The 18072-nt window shown below is 41.9% G+C and carries 16 protein-coding genes; 7 read left to right on the forward strand and 9 right to left on the reverse strand.

Features of this window, described 5'->3' with window-relative positions; all coding sequences use genetic code 11:
- The first annotated feature begins 173 nt into the window (after positions 1-173).
- Complete coding sequence (zomB, locus tag C9I43_RS08095; RefSeq protein WP_107883120.1) at positions 174-953, forward strand: flagellar motor control protein ZomB; 780 nt, start codon at positions 174-176, stop codon at positions 951-953.
- 183 nt (positions 954-1136) lie between these two features.
- Here zomB and topA read toward each other — a convergent pair whose 3' ends face one another.
- The gene (gene topA / locus C9I43_RS08100) at positions 1137-3779 is read right to left on the reverse strand and encodes a type I DNA topoisomerase (protein WP_076499651.1); all 2643 of its coding nucleotides are present in this window, start codon (positions 3777-3779) and stop codon (positions 1137-1139) included.
- Between the two features lie 328 nt (positions 3780-4107).
- On the opposite strand from topA, the gene astB reads away from it, so the two are divergent.
- Entirely contained in the window at positions 4108-5442 is a 1335-nt protein-coding gene (astB, locus tag C9I43_RS08105; RefSeq protein WP_107883121.1) for an N-succinylarginine dihydrolase, read from the forward strand.
- Positions 5443-5516: 74 nt separating this feature from the next.
- Here the strand turns inward: astB and C9I43_RS08110 are convergent, their stop codons facing one another.
- Positions 5517-8063 (reverse strand): Ig-like domain-containing protein, encoded by a 2547-nt coding sequence (locus tag C9I43_RS08110; protein WP_107883122.1) that lies wholly within the window; start codon positions 8061-8063, stop codon positions 5517-5519.
- 221 nt (positions 8064-8284) lie between these two features.
- Here C9I43_RS08110 and C9I43_RS08115 point away from each other — a divergent pair, with 221 nt between their 5' ends.
- The 4 genes from C9I43_RS08115 to C9I43_RS08130 all read left to right on the forward strand — a co-directional run bounded on the left by C9I43_RS08115 (position 8285) and on the right by C9I43_RS08130 (position 12314).
- A complete protein-coding gene (locus C9I43_RS08115; protein ID WP_107883123.1) occupies positions 8285-9583 on the forward strand; it encodes a dicarboxylate/amino acid:cation symporter in 1299 nt (432 codons plus the stop codon).
- Positions 9584-9765: 182 nt separating this feature from the next.
- Positions 9766-10125, forward strand: a complete 360-nt coding sequence (locus C9I43_RS08120; protein ID WP_076499646.1) for a hypothetical protein — start codon at positions 9766-9768, stop codon at positions 10123-10125.
- 174 nt (positions 10126-10299) lie between these two features.
- Positions 10300-10974, forward strand: a complete 675-nt coding sequence (locus tag C9I43_RS08125) for a response regulator (protein ID WP_107883124.1) — start codon at positions 10300-10302, stop codon at positions 10972-10974.
- Entirely contained in the window at positions 10965-12314 is a 1350-nt protein-coding gene (locus C9I43_RS08130) for an ATP-binding protein (RefSeq protein WP_107883125.1), read from the forward strand. Before C9I43_RS08125 ends, C9I43_RS08130 begins: the two co-directional genes overlap by 10 nt.
- 16 nt (positions 12315-12330) lie before the next feature.
- Here C9I43_RS08130 and C9I43_RS08135 read toward each other — a convergent pair whose 3' ends face one another.
- From C9I43_RS08135 to cobB, 5 genes are all read right to left on the reverse strand, one after another.
- Positions 12331-13026: a 2OG-Fe(II) oxygenase family protein gene (locus C9I43_RS08135; protein WP_107883126.1), complete on the reverse strand. Its 696-nt coding sequence runs from the start codon at positions 13024-13026 to the stop codon at positions 12331-12333.
- Between the two features lie 322 nt (positions 13027-13348).
- Positions 13349-14296: a magnesium/cobalt transporter CorA gene (corA, locus tag C9I43_RS08140; protein WP_076499642.1), complete on the reverse strand. Its 948-nt coding sequence runs from the start codon at positions 14294-14296 to the stop codon at positions 13349-13351.
- Between the two features lie 126 nt (positions 14297-14422).
- The gene (locus C9I43_RS08145; protein WP_076499641.1) at positions 14423-14794 is read right to left on the reverse strand and encodes a hypothetical protein; all 372 of its coding nucleotides are present in this window, start codon (positions 14792-14794) and stop codon (positions 14423-14425) included.
- A 301-nt stretch (positions 14795-15095) separates the two neighbouring features.
- Positions 15096-15545, reverse strand: coding sequence for an ATP-binding protein (locus C9I43_RS08150; protein ID WP_076499640.1), 450 nt, complete (start codon positions 15543-15545; stop codon positions 15096-15098).
- Positions 15542-16273: a Sir2 family NAD+-dependent deacetylase gene (gene cobB / locus C9I43_RS08155; RefSeq protein WP_076499639.1), complete on the reverse strand. Its 732-nt coding sequence runs from the start codon at positions 16271-16273 to the stop codon at positions 15542-15544. The genes C9I43_RS08150 and cobB overlap by 4 nt, the downstream gene beginning before the upstream one ends.
- A 253-nt stretch (positions 16274-16526) precedes the next feature.
- On the opposite strand from cobB, the gene fur reads away from it, so the two are divergent.
- Positions 16527-16958: a ferric iron uptake transcriptional regulator gene (gene fur / locus C9I43_RS08160; protein ID WP_076499638.1), complete on the forward strand. Its 432-nt coding sequence runs from the start codon at positions 16527-16529 to the stop codon at positions 16956-16958.
- Positions 16959-17033: 75 nt separating this feature from the next.
- Here the strand turns inward: fur and C9I43_RS08165 are convergent, their stop codons facing one another.
- Positions 17034-17537 carry a GNAT family N-acetyltransferase gene (locus tag C9I43_RS08165; protein WP_107883127.1) on the reverse strand — a complete coding sequence of 168 codons (504 nt, stop codon included), beginning with the start codon at positions 17535-17537 and terminating at the stop codon, positions 17034-17036.
- A 92-nt stretch (positions 17538-17629) separates the two neighbouring features.
- On the reverse strand, positions 17630-18037 hold the full coding sequence (gene rnk / locus C9I43_RS08170; RefSeq protein ID WP_076499635.1) for a nucleoside diphosphate kinase regulator: 408 nt from the start codon (positions 18035-18037) through the stop codon (positions 17630-17632).
- Positions 18038-18072 lie beyond the last annotated feature (35 nt).

Consider the following 18072-nt stretch of genomic DNA (forward strand, 5'->3'; position numbering starts at 1 on the left):
GAGCTCAGCTATAATCAATCGTTATAGTATATAGTAAAAACTAAAGTAAATTGGAATATAGCGCGCAAGTCTGCAGATTCATACGACAGAAATGATAACCTAGGCTAAGATAACTATGCTAGTTTATTGATTTATTGTAGCATTAGTTCAATTGGATAAATAATGGAACATCTATGTCATTCACCTTGGTTCTGATCCTTATCGGTGCACTTTTATTACTTGTTATCGGAATTAACGTTTTACAACAACAGAGAGAACGTGCGGAAGCAGAGCGGCGCACCGAATTTGCTCGCCAAAGGGCAATTATTGATGAAACAGAAGTTGTTTTATCAAACACAGGTATGATGCCCTGCAGCACCAATATCGTCTTAGTCTTGTACCGTCGAGTACAAGATGCGTTGCAAGCTGCTACGGCAGCAAGTAATGGTCAGCAGCAAGCGGATTATCAACGACGCCTAGCCGATATCAACAATCAAATAACGACTTTGCAATCTGGCCAACCTCAAACGCCACCGATTGAAAACTTTAAATTACCAGATAATGACAAACAGATTTTAGCGTTAGTACAAACCTTAAAGAAGTTAAAAGCCATACTCAGGGCTGAACATAATAAAGGCAAAGTTGATCCGAATATTTTTGCTCAGGAAGAAAGCCGCATTGATAGCTTACAGCTCAGAATTAACGTTGACTCAATGCTTTCTCGCGCACGAGCTGCCAGTTTCATGAAGCAATATGGCTCATCAAAACAAATGGTTACCAAAGCTCTGGCAACTTTACATGCTATCAAAGCACAGACACCTAATGATCCTTTTATTGCTCGTAAGGTAGATGAAGCCAAGCTATTACTCGACGAGATTATGGGCGCCCAGAAACAATCTGAACCCCGAGTAGCTAAATCTAAAAATGAAGATGATGATATTGATATGCTGTTTCAACCGAAAAAGAAATGGTGATCGATTGGCATGTTGTGGTTGTATAAGCATCAGCGCCCTATCGTCAACAAACTCAAGTTAGTGTTTCATTTATTAGTAATCTAATCTTGTTTATCATTACAATAACGATAAAAAAACGTAATTACAAAAAAAGCCAAGTCACATGACTTGGCTTTTTTCATTTTAAATCTGAGCTCATAGAAGTTAGCTTTTCTTGGCCTTCTTCGTTGTTGCTTCACTTACCCACTTACCATTGACATAATGCGCAGACCAGCCTGTCGCTTTACCGTCAACTTCAGTAGCAACATATTGCTCTTTAGTCTTACGGCTAAACTTAACGACCGCCTTATTACCCTCATCATCGGTAACAGGAGCATCGGCTAAATATTGATACTTAGGCCACAGTAGTTCACGGTATTGAACGAGCTCTTCAACCAGAGGTGCCCGAGTTTCCCGTGATTTAGGGAACGTACTGGCTGCCAAGAAAATGCCTGCCGCGCCATCACGTAACACAAAATGGGCATCAGACTTAGTGCATTTAAGATCTGGCAAATAGATAGGATCTTCTTTTGGTGGCGCAGCTTCACCGTTCTTTAATAATTTACGGGTATTTTTACATTCGCTATTCGTGCATCCAAAGTACTTACCAAAACGACCATTTTTAAGCTCCATATTGCTACTACAGCGATCGCACTCAATCAGCGGGCCTTCGTAACCTTTGATCTTAAATTGGCCTTCTTCGACTTCATAGCCTTCACAAAGAGGGTTATTACCACAGACATGTAGCTTACGCTTCTCATCAATCAGGTAACTATCCATCGCCGTGCCACAGATACTACAACGATGCTTTGCACGTAGCGCATCGGTTTCAGCATCTTCACTGTTTTCGCTAATAGCCTCAACGCCAGGCGTTAAATTCATCGTCGTTTTACAGCGCTCTTTTGGTGGTAACTCGTAACCAGAACAACCGAGGAACACACCCGTTGTACCGGTGCGAATACCCATTGGACGACCACAAGTGGGGCATTTAATATCCGTCATCACCATTTGGTTAAGACGCATGCCGCCTTCTTCAGGATCGAGCTCTGCTTTTTCTAATTGCTTAGTAAAATCGGCATAGAAACCATCAAGAACTTTCTTCCAATCGAGTTCACCGCGAGCCACATCATCTAATGTTTGCTCCATACTGGCGGTAAAATCATAGCTCATTAAATCAGCAAAACTACTGACTAAACGTTCACTGACTATTTCACCCATTTTTTCAGCATAGAAACGACGATTTTCAACCTTCACATAACCACGGTCTTGAATAGTTGAAATAATTGTTGCGTAGGTCGATGGGCGGCCAATACCACGTTTTTCTAATTCTTTCACTAAAGACGCTTCGCTGTATCGTGCTGGCGGCTTAGTAAAGTGCTGCTTAGGCTGCAACTCTTTTAATGCTAATACATCGCCTTGTGCTACAAATGGCAAAGTACTATCTTCTTCATTTTTCTTTTTAAGTGCAGTTTGCACGCGAGTCCAACCATCAAAACGTAAGGTACGTCCGGTGGCTTTAAGCTCATAGTCACCCGCTTTTACAGTTAACTTAGTTGCATCATATTGCGCTGGTGTCATCTGACACGACACAAACTGGCGCCAAATCAACTCATACAGACGCTGAGCATCACGTTCCATGTCTGATAATGTGGCAGCTTGCACATGCACATTAGATGGACGAATCGCTTCGTGAGCTTCTTGTGCACCTTCTTTAGAACCATAACGAATAGGCTCTGCAGGGAGATACTTATCACCAAACTCTTTGGCAATCATCTCACGTAGGTTCTCTACCGCCTCTTGACTTAAATTAGTCGAGTCAGTACGCATATACGTGATATGACCAGCTTCATAAAGTCGCTGGGCCATCATCATGGTTTTCTTCACACCAAAACCAAGACGCGTACTCGCAGCCTGTTGTAATGTAGAGGTAATAAAAGGAGCTGATGGTTTACTTTGGGTCGCTTTATCTTCACGGGCAAGCACTGTGTAACTTGCTGCTGATAACGCTTGAACCGCGGCCATTGCTTGCTGTTCATTGACAGGGTTAAAGGCAGCATCTAAATGCTTAACCACTTCCATCCGCAAGGCTTCTTGAGCGGGCGTGCTGAGCTCAGCATGGACATCCCAGAACTCTTCTGGCACAAAGGCTTTAATTTCACTTTCGCGTTCAACCACTAAGCGAACAGCTACCGATTGCACTCGTCCTGCAGATAAGCCGCGGGCGACTTTTTTCCACAACAAAGGTGACACCATAAAACCCACCACTCGGTCTAAAAAGCGACGAGCTTGCTGGGCATTAACCATGTTGGTATCGAGTGTTGACGGTTTACTAAAAGCATCTTGAATTGCTGTTTTAGTGATCTCATTAAAAACGACGCGTTGATACCGCGAAGGGTCGCCACCAATCACCTCCTGCAAATGCCAGGCGATAGCTTCTCCTTCACGGTCTAAGTCGGTTGCGAGATAGATGGTGTCAGCAGAATCCGCCAGCGCCTGTAACTCTTTAACCACTTTTTCCTTACCAGGAAGTATTTGATACTTGGCCGCCCATCCCTTCTCGGGATTTACGCCCATGCGAGATACCAGCGCTTGCTGATCTTTCACCTTTTTATATTGAGCTTTTTCTTCTGGCGACATTTTCTTTACTTCGGCAGCGGATTTAACCTTTTCATTGCCTTCGGAAGTCGATGATGTCGGCAAATCACGGATGTGACCTACGCTCGATTTAACGATGAATTCTTTGCCAAGATATTTATTAATAGTCTTAGCTTTGGCCGGTGATTCGACAATTACTAGCGATTTACCCATAGTTTACTTTGCGCCAAAAAATCTCAAGAAGGTGGAAATTGGCACCATATATAGAGGGTTGTGTGAATAGTTTCAAGTTAATCCCTCTTTTATATGTACCAGCGAGTCACTTTTTAATCAAAGTTGAAAAAATGTAAAAATATATATGCGTAATTAAAAACTAATATTTCATTATTGGCCAGCAAGCAAGAAATAGTTATGCATTTATGGCCAAAAAGCTGCTTTAAGCACAAAAACCTGCGCTTGTGCGCCCAAAAAGCTTCACAGTATACTGGCCCCCTCAGGGACACTAAACAAATAATAACCTTCCCTATCACAAGGATAAGCAATGAAGCACTTTGAAGCGAATTTTGATGGACTCGTTGGACCAACACACAATTACGCAGGATTGTCTTTTGGCAATGTTGCGTCACTGAGCAACGCCGCTTTAGCCTCTAATCCCAAAGCCGCTGCGAAACAAGGGCTACAAAAAGCCAAAGCCCTTGCTGATATGGGTATGGTTCAAGGTATGTTAGCCCCTCAAGAGCGCCCAGACCTTTATACATTGCGCCGAATTGGATTTTCTGGCTCTGATGCTAATGTTATACAACAAGCCGCGAAAGAAGCGCCTATGTTGCTTAATGCCTGTTGCAGTGCATCCAGTATGTGGACAGCCAATGCCGCAACAGTCTCGCCAAGTGCTGACACTCGTGACGGAAAACTGCATTTTACCCCAGCCAACTTAGTTGATAAGCTGCATCGCAGCATCGAGCCACTCACAACGGGGCGCATACTAACAGCAACTTTCAATGATCCCCACTATTTTCATCACCATAGTCATCTACCTGAGCATAATAGCTTCGGTGATGAAGGTGCGGCAAACCACACAAGGCTTTGTAAAGAATATGGCCATGCTGGCGTAGAGCTATTTGTTTACGGGCAGGAAGCCACCAACCCCAGTGCACCTAAACCACAAAAATATCCAGCAAGACAGACCTTAGAAGCGTCGATGGCAGTGGCGCGTTTACATCAACTTGAAGAGGATAATTGTGTCTTTATTCAGCAAAACCCCGATGTAATTGACCAAGGGGTATTTCATAATGATGTTATTGCGGTTGGTAACCAGAATGTGCTGTTTTACCATGAACAAGCTTTCTTAAATACACAACATAAAATCGATGAAATTAAACGTAAGCTTGATACTGACCTGTATTTCATCGAAGTGCCAACTGCAAAAGTCAGTATTAATGATGCCGTAAAAAGTTATTTATTTAATACTCAAATCATCACGCTGCCCTCTGGCGAAATGGTTATTGTTGCTCCAACAGATTGCCAAGAAAACCCCGCAGTATTTGCCTATTTGAATGAACTACTGACGCTAAACACCCCCATTAAGCAAGTGCTTTACTTCGACGTAAAACAAAGTATGCAAAACGGCGGCGGCCCCGCCTGCCTACGTTTACGTGTTGCGATGAATGACATGGAAGTTGCTGCAGTAAATCAACATACCTTAATGAATGAGGGCTTATTTGGGCGCTTAAATACTTGGGTGGATAAACATTACCGCGACAGATTAACCACCCAAGATCTTGCAGACCCTCAGCTAATCATCGAATCTCGAACAGCTCTGGATGAACTGACACAGATCATGAAACTAGGTAGCGTTTATCAGTTCCAGAGATAAACCTATAGATAATTTATCCAATCCAAAAAACAAGGCGCTATAAGCGCCTTGTTTGTTTAAAATTTAACTAAAGCTTATTTTACAACAATTGGAATATTTAAGACCTCTGTTGTCGTTTTAGGAATACCAAATTCACCCGGAGTTGTCACAGTTACGATTAAGTTACCTGAGTCAGCTTGTTCACCGCCCTTTAAACTAACCACAAATTGTCGACCACCATTATAATTCGTACTAGGCCAAGTATACTTTTCTGAACTAGTGAGTGTCGCCCCCGTTGGATTGAAACTCACAGTTGTTCCAGCTGGCATTTGTTGGTTATTAATATCGGAAATGGTGAATATAACTGATGCAGTGCCTTTAAGAGCAATATCAATTTGATTATTGCCAGATAAATTATCGGTGATGATAACGTTAGCCGGTTGCGTCGCAATCGCTTCACTTCCCGACATGACTAATACTAATGAGCGTCGAACTGAGATTGATACTTGTTGACTACATTTCACATCAGCAGCGGATGAATCACACAAAATACCGCTGTACTCACCATCGGCCAAATTAAAAACGCCTTGTCCTGTTGGGTTCACGGGATCAATAAAGTCGATAAATGTCTCACGATCACCAGAATTATCAGGAGGGCCACTCTTTGGATAAGCAGGCGTATAGATACCGTCTTCGTTATGATCAACAAATGCTTCAGTGAGATCATAACAATCACCACTATTATCACGACCACAATTTATGGGTGTACCCACAAATAAATCAAACTCTTTTTTTGTATCAAGAATATTGTTGCTATTAAGATCAGGGAAAGATTCTTCCCCAATTGCGGTTGCAGTAATAGTCACGCGGCCACCATAGGGTTGTCCGAAATGATTACCATTATATGAAGCGCCTACAAGGTTGGTTTCAAGTTTTAATGCCGCATTGGGGTCTTGGGTTTGAATGCCACTTATATTAAATAATGGCCCGTTATTATCTACACTCTCAGGGCGAGGATTTTGACTTGTCCATGTCACAGAGCAGACGCCATCTTTAGTTTGACAAGAACTTTCTATTGAACCACCTTCTGTAGTAAATACAACCGCTGTTCCATCTGGAACGGGGTTATTAAATGCATCAGCTAAACGAGCTGTAATAGTGACTTTTGCACCATCATAATTCCAACCTTCAACGTTAAGAGCTGATGCAGATAATGAAAAACTGTCTTGATCTGGCTTACCCGTAGAAACAACTAATACATTTGATTGGCTTGAAATATTTGTCCCATTAATCCCTAGGATTGTTGCCGTCACTCGCACTGTAGTAGCCACAGTGCCAGAGTTAACTACTGTTTGCACGTAGCCTTGGCTATTAGAAGTCGCCGTCGATGGTGTTAGCCCCAATCCAGCAGAATCATTGTTAAGCTTAAAGTCTACAGTCTTATTCGCTACAGCATTACCATTAGTATCTAGCACTCTAAAACGCAAAGTGGAAGATTCAGCTGTTCCCGTACCTTTAATACCAATATTTTCAGGTGTTGCATCAACGAAAACGATACTACCAACACTTGCCGATAAAACGTTAATAGAACCGGTAGCAGAAAGGTTTTTACCGCCCACATCCGCTGTCACCGTAATATTGTCAACACCAGCACATCCTTTGGCCAGATAAGTACTCGTTGCTTGTCCGCCAATGGCTGTAATAGGGCTGCTAATTATCGCTTCTGGTGTGGCTTTATTCGAGCAAGTTGAAGCAAAACGAACATCTACAGGTTCAGTGAAAGGATTACCTTTATCATCTTGCAACAGAATTGAAATTGTCGCAGTACCACCAGCTGAAAGCGTTAATGCACTAACATCGGCTTTACCTGATATAAAAGGTGATCCGCTTCCAATCAAAACATTCGTAGCACCAACTGCAAAAGCTAGATCATCAAACTCACCAGTGCTTAGTGATGCTTTTGCAGTTCCAGCATTAAATGTACTGCCTGCGTATAAATTGACGCTGGCTTTGCCATTCGCATCAGTAATAGCAGTCTTAACTGGTAAATCGCCCGTTGTAGCATCAAATGTAACGATTGAGGTCTTAGTTATCCCAGTTACTGTTGCAGTTAATATTCCAGGAGTTGTTGACGCAATGCTATCAATTGGATTCTCAGCAGCATCGGTTAATGTTAAGGTAATTTGTGGACCACCGCCGGCATCGCCACCATCACCTTTCATGATAAAAGGAATGTCACCATACTCACCAGAAGCCACTTTTGCAGTGATAACACCACCACCCGCTTTCTTGGCCGTGAGCAATTGAAGAGAGGCAATACCATTAGCATCCGTGACAATTGCACCATTAGATGCGCTGCTATCTAGCGTTTGAAAAACACCTAACGCACTATCATCTAAGCTAAAAATCACCAACTTATTTGCAAGAGCACCTAACTTAGAATCTACAACCTTTGCGCTCACAGTCGCAGGCACTGCTGCAGATATATCCGTATTAGAAATACTAAGAGTAACTGTCACAACACTTGGTTTAGGCTCAGTGCCATTACCTGTGCCATCATCCGAGATACTGCCTCCACCACCACATGCAAATAAGAAAAGTGAACACATTCCTGCGAGAAAAACTTTATACGCTGACTTCATTGTCAGGCTCCCTGTTACTCTGATGATAATACCTAAGCAAAACGCTTATGACTTATAGCTCAATATTACACTTTTTTCACATAACATAGCTATTTTAATATCATTTACCATCGGTTTTACACGCAATATTTTAACGTGAAATGACATTTCATATTCTAGTTTTTCTTGCTAGTCTTGGGCACGCGAAAAAATAAAACTTATAAGCACCCACAGGACTCTCTATGGCAATTTTGAAAAAAAATAAACTAGGCCTTACAAGTAAAATTCTAATTGGCATGGGAGCAGGCATTGCTTTGGGCCTCGTACTGCGCATTACCTTCCCAGAAAGTGATATTGTTAATGACTATATTACTGAAGGTTTCTTACACGTTATTGGCACTATTTTCATCTCTAGTTTAAAAATGCTCGTGGTTCCCTTAGTTTTTATTTCCTTAGTTTGCGGAACTTGCTCACTGAGTGAGCCTTCAAAATTGGGACGTTTAGGAGGCAAAACTCTCGCCTTCTATTTATTCACCACCGCAATTGCTCTCGTAGTTGCGATTGTTAGTGCCGTCCTCATACATCCAGGGAATGCCTCACTGGCTACAGAGAAAATGGAGTACATAGCCAAAGAAGCGCCAAGTCTTTCAAGCGTTCTTATCAATATAGTGCCCACCAATCCGATGCAGGCATTGAGCGAAGGGAATATGCTGCAAATTATTATTTTTGCAGTTATTTTTGGCTTTGCGATTGCCCATATTGGTGAGCGTGGTAAACGCGTAGCTGCTTTATTTGAAGATTTAAATGAAGTCATCATGCGTGTCGTAACATTAATCATGCAGCTTGCACCTTATGGTGTGTTTGCGCTGATGGCAAAACTTGCGTTAACGCTCGGTTTAGGAACATTTGAGAGTGTCGTTAAGTATTTTTTCGTGGTTCTCGGTGTATTACTGGTTCATGCCTTTATTGTTTACCCTACACTTTTAAAACTCTTCTCTGGCCTCAATCCCTTAATATTTATTCGGAAAATGCGTGATGTGCAGTTGTTTGCCTTTTCAACGGCAAGTTCAAATGCCACTTTACCGATTACCATAGAAGCCTCTGAACATAGACTAGGTGTCGATAATAAGATTGCCGCTTTTACGCTGCCCTTAGGTGCAACCATTAACATGGATGGCACAGCAATCATGCAAGGTGTGGCCACTGTATTTATTGCACAGGTTTTTGGTATTGAGCTCTCACTCACTGATTATGCTGCTGTAGTAGTTACCGCAACGTTGGCCTCTATTGGCACCGCAGGCGTACCAGGTGTAGGACTTATTATGCTGGCAATGGTGCTTAACCAAGTCGGTTTACCTGTCGAAGGTATTGCTTTGATTATTGGTGTAGATCGCCTGTTAGACATGGTGCGTACGGCAGTTAACGTAACCGGTGATTGTGTGGCTACGGTGATCATTGCTAAATCTGAGGGCGAATTTAACGAAGCAGTATTTAATAATACTCAAGCTGGTAAAATTTCGGCTAATTTCGACGGTTCATAACCTCGCTTAAATACCTTAATTTTGATATACACATTACGCCCACACCATGTTGGGCGTTTTATTTCATGACCAATTAAACCGACATCTTCAAATTAATAAAACGTGAACATACCAATAGAACGGTAGGTTATTTTTCTATACATTATCTTTTTTTAGTTTTATACGCATAATGGAGTAAAAATATGTGGTGGAGAGTTATTTGGATCTTGCTAGCGTGCTGGTTATTGAGCGCACATTTTCTACGTTATGAACAAATTAATTTTGCTATTCCTTTTGCGCTAGCGCCTCTAGCCTTACTATTCAGATCATTATATTTACTCAGATTATTACAAATTGTTCTGTTTATTAGTGTGTTTGCCGTTTGGGGCGTTACAGCCATCGAAGCCGTTCAAATTCGGCTAGTACAAGAAACGCCTTGGCTAAGATTATCTTTTATTATGATGGCGGTGATGCTATTTACCTTTGGAGCGATTATGTGTGTCAATGGTATTTTGCGCATTAGAAAACAAAAGTTCTCCTGGGGTCCATCTTCGCTACGTTAACCTTTGTATGCAGCCTGCGTTATCAAAAGAGTCTTTATTTTAATCATTGCTTCAGCTCGGTCAGCAGAGGTTAAGTTCTGCTGGCATATGCTGGCATTCTAATTTGGTTATTAATGTGATTTTGCGTAAACTTATTTGCAAAGATTTAACTCATCCACTTTAAGGCATGCATATATGAGAATTTTAGTCGTTGAGGATGATCTAATTTTATCCCATCATTTAAAAGTACAGTTAAGCGATCTTGGTAATCAGGTTCAAGTGGCGTTAACCGCCAAAGAAGGATTTTATCAGGCTACAAATTATCCCATTGATGTTGCTATCGTCGATTTAGGCCTCCCAGATCAAGATGGTATTAGCTTAATTCAACAATTACGTGCAGCCGAACTTAAAGCGCCAATATTAATCCTTACAGCGCGAGTGAACTGGCAAGACAAAGTTGAAGGTCTTAATGCGGGTGCCGATGACTACTTAGTAAAACCGTTTCAAAAAGAAGAGCTGGTTGCAAGGCTTGATGCTCTCGTGCGCCGTAGTGCAGGGTTTGTCAAACCGGTTATTTGTAGTGGCGAATTAAAACTCGACCTCGCGGCTAAGCAAGTCACGCTTGGTGATGAAATAATGGAAATCACCGCCTTTGAATATTTAATCCTTGAATACTTAATGCGGCATTGCCATGAAGTGGTAGCGAAGCAGCGCTTGCTCGATGTTATTTATGGTGACAAGGAAGGTGATCCCAACACAATTGAAGTGATGGTCAGCCGCCTACGTAAAAAACTCACCCACGATAGTATTGATAACCCGATATTAACCATTCGTGGCCAAGGATATAAATTTAATCTGCCATGCCATTAAGAGTGAAATTTAAAAAACGCCTACTGACGCGCATGTTTATCACCTCCCTCTCGATTATTGCCTTAGTGGGTTTTGGTCTAGCTTGGATGGTAAACATTTTGCACGCGCAAAATAGTTATAACGAAGAAACCGCGCAACTGATTGCCGAAATCCCCCAAGTGGCTGCAGAATTACGCGAGCATGATTTGATCCCTGATACCAGTGCTTGGCTAGAAGAAAATAATAAACAAGAGCGCTATGTGATTGCCAGCTGTGATGAAAAGTTTAAACAGGTCTGGACCTCGTCATTAGCTGTCGATCGCGGCCTATTTGATACCTGCGAGCGTTTTAACGAAATTCGTAATGATTCCCCGCCCTACTATCTCACTATGGCTGACGACAGAGGTTACTTTGTTTATCTGCTCGCGGTAGATATTGCAGGCGAGCATTACAATCTGCTCGTAATGAAAGATGCGGCTAAACTCGAGCAAGAATACAGTAAATTTAGTAAACGTACCTATATCCGCTTGGCCATGGTTTTAGCCTTAGCTCTCATTCTATTAATTAGTGCAGCCTATTGGGGAATGCGGCCGCTAGTGCGAATGAAAAATGAATTGCAATCGATTAACCAAGGTAAAAGCAAATCACTGTCAGAAGGTTATCCTGTCGAACTAGAAGGCGTCACCCAAGCACTAAACCAAATGTTACAACAATCCAGTGCCCAGCAAGAACGCTATCAAAATGCGATGAATGACCTAGCACACAGCTTAAAAACTCGCTTAGCCGCGGTGCATGCCATTACTGACGACGCCAGTTTAAATAAGCAATCTGCGAGTGAAAAGATCATGGAACAGGTGAGCCAAATGGATCAGTTGGTAAAATATCAACTTAAACGAGCCATGCTTGGTCGCCAAGGTCTAAAACAAGAACAAACAGCTATTGCGCCATTAGTCGATCAACTGGCACAAATGTTATTTAAGATTTACCGCGATAAACAAGTTCAGTTTAGTGCCAATATCAGCCCTAATTTAATGTTTCCGGGTAACAAAGGCGATTTAATGGAATTATGTGGCAACCTCATGGAAAATGCATTTCGGCTATGTATTAGCCAAGTTCACGTAAGTGCGCACATTAATCCACAGGGAGAATTTGAGTTGATTGTCGAAGATGACGGGCCAGGTGTTGAAGAAAAACTGAAACAAAAAATTATTCAGCGCGGTGTCCGTGCAGACACTCAATCTCCGGGACAAGGTATTGGTCTAGCCGTATGTGATGAAATCGTCCACAGCTACGGTGGTAGCTTAAGAATAGAAGAAAGCCGTTTAGAAGGGGCACTCTTTAGGATCTGTATTCCTGCCTAATTCAACTAGAATAGGTTCAAGCAATAATGGCATATAACTTTTCAGCGCGGTTAAACATAAGCCAAGAGGTGACAATGTATTTATCACCACTGATGGGTCTATTGCCTCGATGTGAGTGAGTAAATCCTGCGGGGGCGATGACCATAGTGCCTTTTTTAGGAGATATTTTACGCTGTTGATAGTAGAATTCAGTTTCACCACCCTCTTCAACATCATTTAAATAAAACATATACAATACAACACGGTGCAAAGCTTCGTTATGGCCATTCTGTGGAAACTGCTCAGAATGCCAATGGGGATAGCCGCCCTTATTTTGCTGATACTTCTGAATATTAATACTACCACTACGATATAAATATCTTACCAGTCCATCGACTCTAGGCACGCCAAGCGTAGTAAAATTAGCCGGAGTTAATGTCGTTGGCTGTCCTTGTTCATCATTTACTGACACAGCAACCGCGCCCATTAACGCCATCGAATACTGAGAAAAATAATCCACAGCCCCCACTAAGGTGTGACCTAAAAGCTCATTTTTCAAAGGCTGTAAATCAGTAAAATTGTCTAAAGTTAAATCACGACTGATTTTCTTTTCCGGATCAACACCGTTGCCCGTTTGCCCATCTACAACGCCGTTATGTTGATCGAATGCCGCGATGAGGCGGTCGCACAAATCATCAGGCAACGCATTGGGGTATATTTCAATGAAGTCCATACATACTCAAAGAATTGATTAATAATAGGCTTATGCTGGCATGTTCGTTAACTAATTGTAAAGTAATACTAATGAGATAATGTTCATCTTAGATTACTCGATATTTAGCACATATTAAGTATTGAAAGCCGCTATGCATTAATTACAATGGATAAATTGATTTATTTTTAATCAGTCATATTCTGGGCTGGAGCCAAATCTCTAGCGTAACTCTGCCATTTAGGCATGCCAATTATTGAATAAAAAGGGCGAATTAATTATTCGCCTTTTTATTGCTATTCTAATGTTCGCCAACCACCGCCAGCAAGATTAACGCATTGATTTACAACCAATGTTTACGCTTAAAGAAAAAGTACGTGCCTGCTGCACTGGCGACCATCATCACAATCGCCATAGGATAACCGTATTGCCATGCAAGCTCGGGCATAATCGCAAAGTTCATTCCATAGCTACTGGCGATTAATGTCGGGGGTAAAAATACCACCGCGGCAACCGAGAATATTTTAATAATTTTATTCTGTTGCAAACCACTAAAACCCATAGCTGCATCAAGTAAGAAGTTTAACTTGTCGAAAATAAACTGGCTGTGGGGCATCAAGGATTCGATATCCGACAACATCTCCCGTAAATCTTTCAAGTGTTCATCGGATAACTGACCACGGTAGTAACGCTGCATATAGCGCAATGACCGCTGGGTATCGAGCAAACTTAAACGAATTTTCCCATTAGAATCTTCTTGCAAAGTAATGAGCTTAAATACATCGTCTAATTTATCATTATCAAATACCTGCTCACCGACGTTTTCCAGCACTGTGTAGACATCTTCGATTAAGTCAGACAGATGTTCCACTTTCAGATTAAAGAGTTCGAGAAATAGCTCCTGTGGCGTCGATACCTCTAGCCGTCCTAGACGCAAATAGTTGCGCAATAATCGGATTAAACCGACATCATCCTCACGAATGGTGAGTAAAAAATTAGCCCTGAGGTTAAAAGAGATGTTTACGCCGCGCACATCCTGACCGACACGCTGGGGGAATAATGAATTGATATGTAACCCATCACTGTTTTGATAAAAACGTGCCGATGCCTCAATTTCATTAATATCTTCTTCGTCTGGTACTTCCTCAACAGAAAAATGACTTAACCATGTACGCTCAGCATCATCCGGTTTATACAGATCTAACCAAATGGTCGATGAGGGAATACTGTCCAGTACCCCAAGCTCAGTCACGCTAAGATGACGATTTTCATAGACATAAGCAGTTATCATTTGTCCTCCTGAAAACAACTTAAGTTAAAGATTCTACTTAAGTGCAGGCTAAAAAATTGTCGCTAGTTTACCGCATAAGTTGGTAATGAAAAGGCGGGGAGGATAATTTAGTAAAATAAATGTGCCCTAGTCCGTTTCAATAATGGCCAACCGTTCTTGGGTTGAAAAGCGAATATGGATACCATCAAGTGTCACCATTTTAGAATCTGAAATATCACCTTTTCGCACACGATACTCACCATTATTAGCCGCATTTGGTGACACTATTTTTACTGTAACAACACGATGTTGATCGCGCCAATACCAGACACTGTAGCTCAATAAACCAAGTCCGAGTACCACAAATATGCCTGTGAGTAGATATCGACGCCACAGAGAGCTGCCCAATGGCTTGTCAGCGATGTTAATCACCTGGGGTTGTATAAGACGGGTACGCTTTAGCAGCAAAAACCAAGCTCCCGCAATCACTAGGATTGTTAATAATATTTTAGTTAGCACGCCCTTTCCTCTTATTCTAATGCAACTTACGCGCTATCGTGTATGCAAATGCTTGTAGTTATTGAAGTATTATTTATATGAACCCGCATATTATACGCTGACTTCAGTGAATAAACTGTCTTTGGGATCAAGCTTAAGCTCCATCGTCAAAGAGATAAGACAAATATCACAGTGATAGATGCATATGAAGCAAAGTATTGAGACGAAATATACAGGCTTAATTAGGATAAAACATCACAGGGTGCGTATCACATCGGTTATGCCAATAGCATCGCAATTTTGAGCATAATAGCCGTTACCGTTAAAAATCTTCAAACATTGCTGCCATTCGCTGAATTTGTACCAAGGGAACGCCATGTCGGTTTCGCGCTGCGCACTCAAGTTGATGAGCCCGATTACTAGGTTCACCTACAAGCACAATTCTCACTTGATAACCTAAGGCCTTAGCAGCAGCCTCATAGGCAATGTACTCCCAGCGACATAGATTTGTATTATCACAAATCACGATAGGTTCACTTGATGACAGCGCTTGAATAAAGCCAGCTAAGTTACATTGGTGATACTCAGGTAACTTCTTCGCGTCGAACAGATATCTATCTTGGTGATAGAAAAAACTATCGGTAGAAAAAATACCGCGCTGCCGCACACTAATAGCGTTATCTAAAGGTAGAGATAATATAAAGCGCTCAACCCAATGTGACTTACCACTACCCGGTAAGCCGCGCATAATGATGGCTATGTTTTCACTCATAAATTTGGCTCACTACTAATCACCCTTCCGGCCAAAATTGTATTAACTAACTGAGGCACCAATTCTCCAGCTTTACCTGTAAGATGATATTGAAACTGACAGTGTCTATCGGGGGGGATCATATTCACTTCAACCGTTTGTGCGCCGTGATGATTAGCCGCATCCACAAAGCCTGCTGCTGGATATACTGTACCCGAAGTGCCAATAGCGATAAATAAATCACAATGATCTAGCGCATCGTGGATCCTATCCATGCCTAAGGGCATTTCACCGAACCAGACTATATGGGGGCGTAAGCGCTGGGCAGGAATACAACAGGTACAACAATTTTTCGGTCCAAAAGGATCACGTAAAATAAACGTTTGCCGCGAACGTGGGCAGCGTCCTTTAGAAAGTTCGCCATGCATGTGCAATAAACGTCGCGAGCCTGCACGCTCATGCAGGTCGTCAACATTCTGCGTAATAATAAGTAATTGTCCTGTAAACTCCGCCTCTAGCCTAGCCAAGGCTAAGTGCGCTGCATTAGGCTCAACCGTTCCACTGTGTAGTTGCTGCCAACGACTATTATAAAATCGCTCAACCAATTCAACGTCACGCTCATAGCCCTCAGGCGTGGCAACGTCTTCAATATGATGTTCCTCCCAGAGACCATCTTGATCACGAAAGGTGCGTAATCCTGACTCAGCAGAGATCCCCGCGCCAGTTAACACGACTATTTGCTGGTACATGCTAATTCCTTATAATTTTTATTAGGGTGATTCTCACTGATGCTAAGCGCCGTGAATATTATTCCTTGGTATAACCATACAAAAACTATGCTTGAATTGCCGTAAAATATGTGATTCAACGCCTATTGATACAATTTATCTGCATATAGCGCCATAAAGCCAGAACAAAGGTTTAAGTTTCTAACCCAAGCCCCTATAATGGCAAATACTATACACGGATGAACCTATTGGTTCTGCAATCAAGAGATTAGCAATGACAGACGGAAATCAAGCGCTAAAAAAAGCGGGTTTGAAAATTACCCTGCCACGAGTTAAGATCCTAGAACTGATGCAAGGACCTGAAAACCAACATATCAGTGCAGAGGATTTGTACAAAAAGTTGTTGGATTTAGGCGAGGAAATTGGTTTAGCTACCGTTTATCGCGTGTTAAATCAATTCGATGATGCCGGTATTGTCAGCCGCCACCATTTTGAAAGTGGTAAAGCCGTATTTGAACTTTCAACTCAACACCACCATGATCACTTAGTTTGCTTAAGTTGCGGCAAAGTCATTGAGTTTTCAGACGACGTGATTGAGCGCCGCCAAGATGACATAGCCAAGAGACACAATATCAAGCTATCAAATCATAGTTTGTATCTCTATGGTCACTGCACCAATGAGACTTGTGAACATAACGACGAATAATCGGCCACTACTTTGGATACCGATTAAAACAAAAACCAGCCTAAGCTGGTTTTTTATTCACTTTATATCGCGTAACTAGGGTGATAGTAATCGGCCGTAAATATTGACCTTATGCCCCATAAACTGATTTTGTTCACGCCAGTGCATCCCCACACGTTGAGCAACCCTTTCTGAACCAATATTTCCTTCTAGGATCAGCGCGATAAATTGCTCAATTCCCAAACGGCTAAATTCAGCCACCGCCGCTAATGCGGCCTCAACGCCAATACCCTGCCCCCAATATTCGGGAAAATAACGATAACCGAGTTCAACTTCGTTAAATTCTGGAATAAATTTAGGACCACAAAAACCGATCACTCGCTTATCGGCTTTGTGTTCTACCGCCCAGCGCCCAAAACCATGTAGTTGGTAATCAGCTTTAATAACCTGGTGAAATAACTCAACTGCCTGCTCAGGAGATACAAAAGCTGGCGTAGGAATAAATTTCAACATTGCAGGATTACTGTTCATTAAGAACAACGCATCACAATCTTGCTCGGTAAATGGCCGAATAATTAATCGTTCAGTTTGGGTAATCATTGTTGTACCTTCTAAAAATAATATTTAAAAATCCGCGAATGATTAACACACAAAAAATGGCGTAAAGTCAGTGACGCTACGCCAATGCAAGTTTAGCGGTGAAAATCACCACTACGCTCAGGTTGATACAATATTTCTTCAATACGCACTTTAATAACAGAACCGCCGGAACCTGGCCATTCAATCTCTTCTCCCTGAGATAGCCCTAATAATGCGCCACCTACTGGAGCTAAGATTGAAATCGTCCCTGCACCATTAACATCTTTTGGGTACACTAAACGCAAACAAAAGGTTTCATTACTGGATGAAACGCTAAACTTTACTTCCGAATTCATAGTGACAACATTTGCAGGCACTTGAGCTGCGGGTACTATGTCTGCACGGTCTAATTCTGCTTCTAATGCTGCTTTACCCGGAAACGCATTTGCCGGGAGTGACTCTAATAATCGTTCTAGCCTTTCTAAATCGATTTCAGAAATAATGATTTTAGGTGTGTTCACAGTCTTTCCCTCATAAAAAGCGTGATGTTTAAGCC

This window comes from Shewanella morhuae (genome assembly GCF_003028295.1).
Taxonomy (GTDB): Bacteria; Pseudomonadota; Gammaproteobacteria; order Enterobacterales; family Shewanellaceae; genus Shewanella; species Shewanella morhuae.

Coding starts and splice junctions, on each gene's coding strand:
- C9I43_RS08135 (WP_107883126.1), bottom strand. CDS start 13,026: ATGGACTTCATTGAAATATACCCCAATGCGTTGCCTGATGATTTGTGC.
- astB (WP_107883121.1), top strand. CDS start 4,108: ATGAAGCACTTTGAAGCGAATTTTGATGGACTCGTTGGACCAACACAC.
- C9I43_RS08130 (WP_107883125.1), top strand. CDS start 10,965: ATGCCATTAAGAGTGAAATTTAAAAAACGCCTACTGACGCGCATGTTT.
- zomB (WP_107883120.1), top strand. CDS start 174: ATGTCATTCACCTTGGTTCTGATCCTTATCGGTGCACTTTTATTACTT.
- C9I43_RS08125 (WP_107883124.1), top strand. CDS start 10,300: ATGAGAATTTTAGTCGTTGAGGATGATCTAATTTTATCCCATCATTTA.
- C9I43_RS08150 (WP_076499640.1), bottom strand. CDS start 15,545: ATGAGTGAAAACATAGCCATCATTATGCGCGGCTTACCGGGTAGTGGT.
- fur (WP_076499638.1), top strand. CDS start 16,527: ATGACAGACGGAAATCAAGCGCTAAAAAAAGCGGGTTTGAAAATTACC.
- C9I43_RS08120 (WP_076499646.1), top strand. CDS start 9,766: ATGTGGTGGAGAGTTATTTGGATCTTGCTAGCGTGCTGGTTATTGAGC.
- cobB (WP_076499639.1), bottom strand. CDS start 16,273: ATGTACCAGCAAATAGTCGTGTTAACTGGCGCGGGGATCTCTGCTGAG.
- C9I43_RS08165 (WP_107883127.1), bottom strand. CDS start 17,537: ATGATTACCCAAACTGAACGATTAATTATTCGGCCATTTACCGAGCAA.
- corA (WP_076499642.1), bottom strand. CDS start 14,296: ATGATAACTGCTTATGTCTATGAAAATCGTCATCTTAGCGTGACTGAG.
- C9I43_RS08110 (WP_107883122.1), bottom strand. CDS start 8,063: ATGAAGTCAGCGTATAAAGTTTTTCTCGCAGGAATGTGTTCACTTTTC.
- topA (WP_076499651.1), bottom strand. CDS start 3,779: ATGGGTAAATCGCTAGTAATTGTCGAATCACCGGCCAAAGCTAAGACT.
- C9I43_RS08115 (WP_107883123.1), top strand. CDS start 8,285: ATGGCAATTTTGAAAAAAAATAAACTAGGCCTTACAAGTAAAATTCTA.